Source organism: Ilumatobacter sp., assembly GCF_049588435.1.
In the GTDB taxonomy this organism is placed as follows: Bacteria; Actinomycetota; Acidimicrobiia; order Acidimicrobiales; family Ilumatobacteraceae; genus Ilumatobacter_A.
Window position 1 is genome coordinate 1 of record NZ_JBAVYV010000011.1, and the last position, 10,064, is coordinate 10,064.

A 10,064-nucleotide genomic window follows, 5' to 3' on the forward strand; every position below is an offset into this window, starting at 1 on the left:
GAGAATCGCGACGAGAACGACGGAAGCCGACAGATCGGAGCCGCGGGTCCCGGTCAGATGACGTCGAAGGTCAGACCGGCATGCTCGACGAGGGCGTCGACGAACGGATCTCCGAGTGCGGTCGCCGGGGTCCAGAATCCGCCCGTCGCGTCGCTCTCTGCGAGCGTCGTGGCGGCCTCGGCGAGGATCTTCGCAGTCGATCCGTACCCGGGATCCCGATCGCCGGTCACCTTCACCATGATCTCGTCGCCACTCGCCGTGGACCCGTGGAAGCGGAGATCGTAGAAGCCGGCCTCCTGCTTCTCGGGCGACGGCCCCTCACCCGGATCGGGCAGGATCGCGCCCATCATCTTGCGCATCGGGCTGAACGCGACCGCACCCATCATCGTGCCCATCCCGGTGCTGACGGCGAGCGCCTTCGCCCGACCGGTGAGACCGTCGCCGGTGGCGATCGCTTCGCCGTAGGTGAAGTCGTCGCCCCACGGATGCCCGAGCAACGAATGTGTCCGGAACACGACCCGGGTGTTGGTCGCCGCCATCACGAACGGCGCGAGCCACGATTCGTGGCCGTCGTCATGGACGGGCAGGATCACCTCGGGCTGGTCCCGTCCCTCGCGATCGCCGGCCTCCGCCAGTGCGTAGGGATTCGCCAAGACGTCACGCAGGCTCGGGTCGGCCGACACCTCGTCCATCATGTTCATCATCGACGCGACCGTGCCACCGCTCGCTCCGCCCTTGGCGGCCTTCACCGCCATGCTGATCGATGTACACGGCTCACCGAATCGCTCCTCCGCCTCGCGCTGGAGGAACCAGACGCCCATGTCCGACGGAACGGAGTCGAAGCCGCACGAGTGAACGATCCGCGCACCGGTCTCGATCGCGCGTTCGTGGTAGCGGTCGATCATCCGCTGCATCCAGTGCGGCTCGCCGGTGAGGTCGACGTAGTCGATGCCCGCTTCGGTGACAGCGGCGACGAGCTTCGAGCCGTACAGCGCGTAGGGCCCGACCGTCGAGATCACCAGGTTCGTGTGGGCACACATCTCGGCGAGACCGGCCGCATCGTCCGCGTCGACGACGATCCGATCGACGTCGGCCCCGGCATCGGTGGCCACCTCGGCGAGCTTGTTCGCGTTGCGACCCGCCATCGCCCAGGTCACGCCACCGTCGCTGCCGTAGCGATCGACCAGGTGCCGGGTCAGGATCTGGCCGACGAAACTCGTCGCGCCGAACAGGACGATGTCGTGTGTACGTGCGCTCCGGGGCATGACCAGACCGTACCCGGTGCTCGTACCTCCGAACCAGGGCCGATCCGCCTGCGAGCGATCAGTTCATTCGGGGGCGGGATACCCCGTCCGGAACGACACGACGAGGATGTGAATACTGAACACGAAGACCCACACGGGGAAGACCAGTTCGACCCACGGTGTGATGCCGACCGAGAGCATCAGAACGGCAGCGGTGGCGTAGCCCAGGACGGTGAGCCAGCGCGGAGCGAGGCCCAGCCGGGTGGCGATCGTCGTGGTCGAGATGGCGAACACCGCTGCCATCCGCATTGCGTACACGTTCAGGAGCATCGCCGACACCCGACGACCGAAGGGCCACACGTCGCCGACATCGCTCTCGCCGGCCGCGAGGATGAGTCCACTCGCGATGGCCCCGGTGGCGAACAACATGGCGATGAAGAGCAACCCGCTCCCCAGGAACACCGTCGCGAAGAAACGGTCCTCACCGTCGCCGATCCGGTCGCGCACGACGCCGATGAACCAGAGAAACGCGATCCCGGCGAACGGAAGCAGGTTCAGGGCGAGGACGATGGCGCCACGCTTGGTGTCGTCGACCAGCCATTCGCCGGCGTCGGTCGGATCGTCCGGAACGACGACTCGGATCAGCACGAGCGCCGTCGTGAGCAGCACCGAGAAGGCGATCCCGGCGACGGCCGCGGCCCGGGGCGTGCGAATCGCCTGGCGCGGAGCGCGGATGGGGTGGATTCCTGCGGGGCGCGGTGTCGGTGTCGTCATGGGAGGTGGTTCGACGGATCGTGGGTCGACGACGTCGACCCGGGCGAACCGACTACAGATACTGGCCCGTCGCGACCCGTTCGATCGCCTTGCCACCGGCGACCTCGTCGTCGGCCCGTTCGGACACGAGGGTCCGGATGAAGACGATGCGCTCGCCCTTCTTGCCCGAGATCTTCGCCCAATCGTCGGGATTCGTGGTGTTCGGCAGATCCTCGTGCTCCTTGTACTCCTGCTTGATGGAATCGATCAGGTCCTGTGTCATGACACCGCGCTCCCCACCGCCGATGACGCGCTTGATCGCGAGCTTCTTCGCCCGCCGCACGATGTTCTCGATCATCGCGCCCGACGCGAAATCCTTGTAGTAGAGGATCTCCTTGTCGCCGTTCTGGTAGGTCACCTCGAGGAACTCGTTCGCCTCGTCGTCGCGGTACATCTCGGCAACGGTCTGTTCGATCATCTCGGCTACGTCGTAGCCCTCGGCGATGGGAATCTCATCGGTGAGGTAGTTGGCGAAGATCGACGTGGCCGAGTCCGCGTTCGGGCGCTCGATCTTGATCTTCACATCGAGTCGTCCGGGACGCAGGATCGCCGGATCGATCAGGTCCTCACGGTTGGTCGCACCGATCACGATGACATTGGTCAACCCCTCGACGCCGTCGATCTCGGCGAGCAACTGAGGAACGATCGTCGACTCCATGTCGGAGCTGATCCCCGACCCGCGCGTGCGGAACATCGAGTCCATCTCGTCGAAGAAGACGATCACGGGCCATCCCTCGTCGCTCTTCTCGCGCGCACGCTGGAAGACCAGTCGGATCTGCCGCTCGGTCTCACCGACGTACTTGTTGAGCAGTTCGGGACCCTTGATGTTGATGAAGTAGCTGCGACCCTTGCCCTCGCCGACCTTCTCGGCGACCTTGTTCGCGAGGCTGTTCGCCACGGCCTTCGCGATGAGCGTCTTGCCGCAGCCGGGAGGCCCGTACAGCAGGATCCCCTTGGGAGCCGGCAGGCGATGCTCCGCGAAGAGGTCCTGATACAGGAACGGCAACTCGACCGCGTCGGCGATCATCTCGATCTGGTCGTCGAGCCCGCCGATGTCGGTGTAGGCGATGTCGGGCACCTCCTCGAGCAGCAGCTCCTCGACCTCGGGCCGGGCCAATTTCTCGAGCAGCAGGTTCGAACGCACGTCGAGGCGGAGGTTGTCTCCACTGCGCAGGATCGTCCCGCGGAGCGAGTCGGCGAGTTCGCAGACCCGCTCCTCGTCCGCCCGACCGACGACGAGCGCCCGGATGCCGTCATCCATGATCTGGCGCACGGTGACGACCTCGCCGGTGACGTCAGGGGTCCGTGCGAGCACCACGTTGAGGCTCTCGTTCAACACGACCTCGGCGCCACGATCGAGCATCTCGTGGTCGATGTCGGGATGCAGGGTGACCCGCATCTTGCGCCCGGACGTGAGCACGTCGACGGTCCCGTCGTCGTTCTTGCCCACGACGACGCCGTACGCGGACGGCGGCTGGCTGAGCTTGTCGACCTCGTCGCGCAGCGTCGCGATGTGTTCACGCGATTCGCGCAGCGTGAAGGACAGCTTCTCGTTCTGCGCGACGGCCTTCGCGAGTTGGCCCTTGGTCTCGAGCAGCCGCTCCTCCAACGACCGGACACGACGCGGGGCGTCGGCCAGTCGGGCTCGGAGGTGTTCGATCTCTTCGTTCAGCGCCTCGGCCTGCTGCGAGCGCTCTGCATCGGTCGCCATCGCCTCAACGTACACCGACAGCGCGTGATCATGTTTGCACGTGCTTCGCCGTGTAAACTCGTGGAAGGTAGGAAACAACCAGCCGCATCCCAATCCGAATTCGAGTGAATTCACCACAAGGAGCCACTGACATGAAGGTCTGGATCGATCAGGATCTGTGCACCGGCGACGGCCTCTGCGAAGAGATCGCCCCCGACGTCTTCACGCTGCTCGACGACGGACTCGCGTACGTCGTCGAGGGCGACAAGATCTTCGCCGAGGCGAAGGGCAACCCGCAGGGCGCCGACGGCCTCGCCGAGTTCCCGGACAAGCAGCTCGACGCCGTCGTCGAGTCCGCCGAAGAGTGCCCGGGTGAGTGCATCTACATCGAACCCTGAGCGCACACACGCTCACTGAATCGCACGAAGGCCCCGGGGTGTTCCCCCGGGGCCTTCGCCGTTTTCTGCGAACCGATCAGCCGCCGTCGAGCCGTTCGCCAACTACCCTTCGCGATCGATGAGCACGGCTCGATCGACGGGATCCCGTCAACGCAACGCACGCGGTGAAGGCGACCGGCTGCGGGTCGACCTCCTCGACGCGGCAGCCGAACTGATGGCCGAGCACGGGACGATCGACGGGATCTCGCTGCGCGCGGTGGCCCGACGGGCAGGCGTCTCCCCGACCGCCGTCTACCGACACTTCGACGACCACCTCGCACTGCTGCGTGAATCGGTGGCGCAGTGCTGGCGGAACTTCTACGACGTGATGGTCGAGGCTCGTGACAGTTCGAGTGACCCGTACGTCGCCTTCGACGCGGCGGGCACGGCCTACGTACGTTTCGCGATGGAGCACCAGGGCCAGTACCGGGTGCTGTTCTCGAACCGGATCCAGCTGGACATGAGCGACCTGGAGGTTCCCAACTCGATCGAGCCGTCCGTCGGCGACCTCGACGCCGGATTCTCGGCGTTCCAGATCCTCGTCCAGCTGGTGACGGCGATCCTCGATCACCGGAGCGACGATCGGGATCCGTACTTCGTCGCGATCCAGGTCCACACCTGGATTCACGGCATGGTCGACATCGTCGGCTGCCATCCGGACGAGCGATGGCCTGCGATGGACACGATGCTGAACGGCCTGTCCACTGCGCTCGACCTCGAGCGCGCCTGATCAGGCGGTCTCGTTCTTCCCGAGGAAGCGGGCGACGCTCAAGAAGCCGGTGTGGGCCACCATTCGGTGGTCGGGGCGGACGGCCTGGCCGTCGATGTGCCAACCGCGGTGCAGGACCTCGATCGTGCGCGCGTCGATCCACTTGCCCTTCAGGCTCTCGCGCACCCGGGCCGCCTGGGTGATCGACGGCGTGTAGGCGAGGAGAATTCCGCCGGCGCGCAACACGTACTCGGCGTGCGGAACGACCTGCCAGGGCTCGGGGAGATCGAGGACGACGCGATCGAACGGTCCGTGCTCAGGATCGATGCCGTCGTAGCTGCTCGCGATATGAACGTCGTATCGCTCCAGCGCCTCGGCACCGAGGAAGCCGCGCACGTTCGTCTTCGCCCGGTTCGCGAAATCCTCGCGAATCTCGTACCCGACGATCTCGGCGCCGTAGCGCAGCATCGTGGTCGACAACGCTCCCGACCCGATCCCGCTCTCGAACACGCGCATGCCGGGGCCGATGTCGGCGAGCATGCAGATCGGGGCGAGATCCTTGGGATAGATGACCTGCGCGCCGCGCGGCATCTCGATGACGAAATCCTCGAGAGTCGGGCGCAGGACGACGTACTCGCCGTTCTTGGTCGAGCGGACCCGACAGCCTTCGGGTTGACCGATGATGTCGCTGTGGCGCACGAACCCGGCGTGGCTGTGGAACTCGCCGTCATCGGCCAGGTCGATCAGGTACCGCCGCTTCTTGGAATCGAGCAGCACCGCCTTGTCGTCCACCGCGAACGGATTGGCCGTCACCGCCACGGTCCTCGCGGTGTCGGCGGCCGGTGTCTCGCTGGCCGGTGTCTCGGTGGCCGGCATCTCGCTGGCCGGCGTGTCGGGCTCGGTCGTGTCGGGCTCGGTGGTGTCGGTCATCGTCGTCCTCGTTTCCCGAGTACCAGTTCAACCGGTACCGGCTCGTGTGTGCTCGCAGTGTCGACGAGTCGACAGAACCCGCAGACCTCTCCGGTCGTCGGGGCGTTGCACCGCGCACAGCGACGCAGATCGCCGCTGGCGGCCGCGGTCTGTTCTGCCAACAGCGGCGCCATGTTGTCGATGAAGTTGAGGTAGAACGCCGACTTGGTGCTCGGCGACTCCTGTTCGATCGAATTGAGCACGCTCTTGTGGTGCAGATGACGGTTTCCGGCCGCGATCGGGCACTCCTCGACGAGGTAGTCGATTCCACGCAGAAGACACCAGGCAGCGGTCTCGCGCTCGGTCAGTCGGACGAGTGGCTTCGCCTTCCGGGGAAACCCGTTCGCCGCCGGCAACACGGGAAGTTGACGAGCGAGGTACTCGATGTCCCAGTGCAGCACGTTCCCCAGCAGGACCGCCGCCTCATCGTCGAGATTGTGCCCGGTCACGACCACGTCGTAGCCGCCGTCGACCGCGGCCTTGTCGAAGAGGTGTCGTTTCGACATCCCGCAGGCCGAACACGGCACGCGCTTGGTCGCCCGTGACGCGGTCGGGATGTCGTAGCCGTAGTCCTCGCGGAGATCGACGGTGGTCAGATGCAGCCCTCGTTCGGCCGCGAACGCTGTCACGTACTCGGTGGATTCGTCGGAGTAGTCCCCGATCCCGAGGCCCACATAGAAGCCGTCCGCTCGGTAGCCGGCCTCGATCAGCATGTCCCACACCGCGAGTGAGTCCTTCCCACCGCTCACGGCGACCAGGATCCGATCGTCGGGCCCGAACATGTCGTAGTCGTCGATCGCCTTGGCCATCTGGCGACGACACAGTTGCAGCAGGTGTTCGGCGCAGAAGTTCGCGTTGTGACGCGGCAGGTCGATGACGGCGGGTGCTCGACACGAGCGGCACTTCGATCCAGCGGCGACCATCGGTCAACTCCCCCCGGAGATCACGGGGCGGATCTCGATCACGTCGTTCTCACCCAGGCGGGCGTCGCCGGGGACGAGCGTACCGTTGCAGATCACGAGGTGCGACTCGCGTACGAGGTCGAGCGCATCGAGCAGGTGGTTGACCGTGCGATCGCCGTCCACCTCGATCTCACGCTTCGGGTTGCGCATCTTCACCAGCATCGATCGACCAGGCTACGGCCCGACGGTGCCGGGCTACTTGGTCTTGACGACGATCTTTCGGTCGGGGTGCTTGGCCTGGGCAGACGCCACCGCCTCGGCGATGACGGTGGCCCGCGTGATGCCGAGACGTTTCCGGTCCTTCTTCGACAGCGGCTTGGTGTTGGTGACCCGGACGAACTGGCCGGGGCCCACCTTCCACTTTCCGAGCGGCTCGGACTGCTTGCCGAAGATGCCGCGGGCGTCCTGCGAGACGAGCAGGATCAAGCCGATGAGCTGCCACGAGCGGTTGCCACCGAAGATTCCACGCCGGATCGCCTGCGTCCGCAGCAGCACCGGACCACCGACGAAATACATCGCCAGCGCTCGCCAGACCACACTTCCACCTTCGACTCCGCGCTTGACGGCAGCCTTGCGGATGACCGCCCTGGGGCGCAGGGCGTAGGGGACGAGGGACATCAGACCCGGCGGATCTCGACGATCGCGCTCTTCTTCTTGCCCGAGCGCTTGCCGAGCATGAACATCACGAGCAGCAGCACGATGCCGACGCCGCCGGCGACGGTCGCGATCGACATCTTCTTGTCATCGACGATGCCCTGGACGTCGCCCTGGAACGCCTGCAGCTTGTCGCGCAGATCCTCCGGAGTGATCTTCGAGGGGGTGGTCGCTGATTCGGTGGTGGCCATTTCGATCCTCCGTTACTTGGGTTCTTTGTTGAGGGTCGACTTCTTCACGCGGAGCATCGTGACCACGAGCAGCAGCAGCGTCACCACGAGGGTGACGGTGTACGCGAGCCACGACAGCGATCCCGACGACAGACGATCGACCTCGTACTGGACGGCCCGCAGGATGCCCAGCAGGATCAGGACGAGCCCGAGGCCCATCACGAACGCCGCAGCGGCACCGTAGGCCAGCCAGCGACCGACTCCCTTGAGTGGGCCGACCGTTTCCTGCGTGGCGTACGCCTTGATGAACTCGATCACCTCGCCGAGCGACGCGTCGTCCGGTTTCTTGGTCCCCAGCGTGGGGGATTGATCGTTGGTGTCTGGCACGGGTTGTTTCTATCAGATGTTCACGACAGGCGGAACTTCAGCATCGCCTCGACATCGTCCAGCACGTCGTCGAGCACGTCGAGTCGCCGCAGCGGGCCCTCGGCTGCGAGGAGTCGGTAGCGGTCTGCGGGTCCGATCGGTGCGAGCGATGCGAGGTGGTAGGTGGCCACCAACGGGTCGTCGGCGACCTTGGTGTCGTCGAGGTCGACCTGCACATCACCGAGTTCACTCGCGAGTGCGAGCACCGAACGGACGCGGTCATGGCTCGCGGAGACCCTCACCTCCAACGATTCCGAGTCCGACCCGGGTCCGTCCGGGTCCAGATCGGGAAAATCATCGACGTCGGCGACCGGGTACGGATCGTCCGGGAGCCAGGCGTTCACCTTGATCCGGCGCACGCCGACCGCGACGAGGGCGTAGCGCTCCGCGTCGAGCGCCTGGACCTGGACCATCTGCGCGACGGTTCCGACCATCGAGCGTTCGTCACCCCCACCGGCCTCGTGGCCGTGGGTGATCAGCGTCTGTCCGAATTCCGGCGTCCCGTCGCTCTGGAGACAATCGATCACCATCTGGCGATAGCGCGGCTCGAACACGTGCAACGGGAGCACACCGCCGGGGAGCAGGACGGATCCGAGCGGGAACATCGCCATGACGGCCATGCCCCGACCGTACGACGCCGGAGCGGGCGTTGCTCAGCGCGGGCCGAGCGAATCCGGGCCGGGTCCGGTCGGGTAGGTCGCGAATCGTTCCCCCAACGCGGTCCACAGCGGCCGGTACACCTCGTTCTCGTTCACGTTGGGAGAGTTGGCGATCACGACGAATTGGATCGTGCCGGGACCGGCACCACCGACCGGATCGACGTAGCCGGCGATCGCCTTCACCGCCGGCGGGTCGCTCTCGACCGGCGGGTTGCCGAGTGTCCCCGTCTTGGCGCGCAGACGCCCGACCATCGGACCGTCGAGGAACTCGTCGGCGAGTGTTCCGCTGACGGAGGCGATCGGGAGTCCGGCGTCGATGGGTCCGCCCTGCCCGAGTTGGAGCACCTTCAGGATCGCTGCGCACGTGACGCGGTTGTCCGTGCTGAGACCCGAGCCGTCGCGCAGCACCAGACCGTCGGTCGGGACCCCCTGTGCTTCGAGGCTGGCGGACATCGCCTCGAGCCCCGCCGCGCGGGTCCCTGTCTCGGCTGTCGCGACACCCATCTCCTTGACCAGCATCTCGGCGGTGTTGTTGTCGCTCGTGAGCAGCATCTCGGCGACCACGTCGGACAGCGGCACCGATTCGACGGTCGCCACGACGGGCGTGTCCGGGACGGCCGGTCCGCTCACCCACCCGTTGTCCACCCCGATGCCACGGTCCTCGAGCAACCGGACGAACTCACGAGCAGCACCTTCGTTCGGGTCGGCCTCCCGGCCGGACTGCCCACCGACCCGTGCATCGTTCACCAACAGTGCGTCGTACGGGCCGGCGTCGTTGAATGCGATCCCTTCGCCCCAGCCGTCGACCACGAACTCGTCGTCGTACCGGGAGCCGTCACCGACGACGGATCCGCGGATCCGGGTCACGCCCGCCTGGACGAGTTCGTCCGCGAGCACCTCGAACGGCGTCGGAGTCGTGACCGGGAGCACGTCCTCCTCCCCGACCGGGTAGTCGCCACTCGTGAGCAGCGGATCGCCGCCACCGATGAGGTACACGTCGCCTTCGACGATCCCCTCGCTGAACGGCGGAACCGCAACCGAGGTGGTGAAGGTGTGGTCCGGGCCGAGCACGTCGAGTGCCGCCGCCGCCACCAGCAACTTCTGAGTGCTGGCCGGAATCACGGGGAGGTCCGGATTCGACGCAACGACCTCGGTGCCGTCGACGGCGACGGCGGCGCACGAGTCCGGCCCGATGAACGTGAGGACGGGTTCGACCGCCGAACCCAGCCGAGAGGCGCTGGCAGCGCTCGCGAGCGACACCGGGGTCCGACGGAAGTCGAACAACCCGGTCGTGAGCACCGGAGCGGTCCCCGCCCCACCGGTTCCACCCC

The 10,064-nt window shown here is 66.3% G+C and carries 13 protein-coding genes; 2 read left to right on the forward strand and 11 right to left on the reverse strand.

Annotated features, from left to right (window positions below; genetic code table 11):
- Positions 1 to 53: 53 nt before the first annotated feature.
- The 3 genes from WBV89_RS00310 to arc all read right to left on the reverse strand — a co-directional run bounded on the left by WBV89_RS00310 (position 54) and on the right by arc (position 3,768).
- A complete protein-coding gene (locus WBV89_RS00310; protein ID WP_423979352.1) occupies positions 54 to 1,265 on the reverse strand; it encodes a saccharopine dehydrogenase family protein in 1,212 nt (403 codons plus the stop codon).
- Between the two features lie 63 nt (positions 1,266 to 1,328).
- Positions 1,329 to 2,018 carry a hypothetical protein gene (locus WBV89_RS00315; protein ID WP_423979353.1) on the reverse strand — a complete coding sequence of 230 codons (690 nt, stop codon included), beginning with the start codon at positions 2,016 to 2,018 and terminating at the stop codon, positions 1,329 to 1,331.
- Positions 2,019 to 2,070: 52 nt separating this feature from the next.
- Complete coding sequence (arc, locus tag WBV89_RS00320; RefSeq protein ID WP_423979354.1) at positions 2,071 to 3,768, reverse strand: proteasome ATPase; 1,698 nt, start codon at positions 3,766 to 3,768, stop codon at positions 2,071 to 2,073.
- Positions 3,769 to 3,899: 131 nt separating this feature from the next.
- Between arc and WBV89_RS00325 the strand changes: the two genes are divergently transcribed.
- Together WBV89_RS00325 and WBV89_RS00330 are read left to right on the forward strand one after the other, a co-directional pair.
- Positions 3,900 to 4,145, forward strand: coding sequence for a ferredoxin (locus WBV89_RS00325; RefSeq protein WP_423979355.1), 246 nt, complete (start codon positions 3,900 to 3,902; stop codon positions 4,143 to 4,145).
- Positions 4,146 to 4,263: 118 nt separating this feature from the next.
- A complete protein-coding gene (locus WBV89_RS00330) occupies positions 4,264 to 4,914 on the forward strand; it encodes a TetR/AcrR family transcriptional regulator (RefSeq protein ID WP_423979356.1) in 651 nt (216 codons plus the stop codon).
- Here WBV89_RS00330 and WBV89_RS00335 read toward each other — a convergent pair whose 3' ends face one another.
- From WBV89_RS00335 to WBV89_RS00370, 8 genes are all read right to left on the reverse strand, one after another.
- On the reverse strand, positions 4,915 to 5,823 hold the full coding sequence (locus tag WBV89_RS00335; protein ID WP_423979357.1) for a tRNA (adenine-N1)-methyltransferase: 909 nt from the start codon (positions 5,821 to 5,823) through the stop codon (positions 4,915 to 4,917). It abuts the gene before it with no gap.
- Complete coding sequence (locus WBV89_RS00340) at positions 5,820 to 6,785, reverse strand: ATP-binding protein (RefSeq protein ID WP_423979358.1); 966 nt, start codon at positions 6,783 to 6,785, stop codon at positions 5,820 to 5,822. Before WBV89_RS00340 ends, WBV89_RS00335 begins: the two co-directional genes overlap by 4 nt.
- A 3-nt stretch (positions 6,786 to 6,788) precedes the next feature.
- The gene (locus WBV89_RS00345; protein ID WP_423979359.1) at positions 6,789 to 6,986 is read right to left on the reverse strand and encodes a MoaD/ThiS family protein; all 198 of its coding nucleotides are present in this window, start codon (positions 6,984 to 6,986) and stop codon (positions 6,789 to 6,791) included.
- A gap of 33 nt (positions 6,987 to 7,019) precedes the next feature.
- The gene (locus WBV89_RS00350) at positions 7,020 to 7,442 is read right to left on the reverse strand and encodes a hypothetical protein (RefSeq protein ID WP_423979360.1); all 423 of its coding nucleotides are present in this window, start codon (positions 7,440 to 7,442) and stop codon (positions 7,020 to 7,022) included.
- Entirely contained in the window at positions 7,442 to 7,669 is a 228-nt protein-coding gene (locus WBV89_RS00355) for a hypothetical protein (protein ID WP_423979361.1), read from the reverse strand. The genes WBV89_RS00350 and WBV89_RS00355 overlap by 1 nt, the downstream gene beginning before the upstream one ends.
- Positions 7,670 to 7,681: 12 nt before the next feature.
- The gene (locus WBV89_RS00360; RefSeq protein ID WP_423979362.1) at positions 7,682 to 8,035 is read right to left on the reverse strand and encodes a hypothetical protein; all 354 of its coding nucleotides are present in this window, start codon (positions 8,033 to 8,035) and stop codon (positions 7,682 to 7,684) included.
- A 20-nt stretch (positions 8,036 to 8,055) separates the two neighbouring features.
- Positions 8,056 to 8,694 carry an LON peptidase substrate-binding domain-containing protein gene (locus tag WBV89_RS00365; protein WP_423979363.1) on the reverse strand — a complete coding sequence of 213 codons (639 nt, stop codon included), beginning with the start codon at positions 8,692 to 8,694 and terminating at the stop codon, positions 8,056 to 8,058.
- A gap of 33 nt (positions 8,695 to 8,727) precedes the next feature.
- The coding region (locus WBV89_RS00370; RefSeq protein WP_423979364.1) for a D-alanyl-D-alanine carboxypeptidase/D-alanyl-D-alanine-endopeptidase at positions 8,728 to 10,064 on the reverse strand (1,337 nt) is incomplete at its 5' end.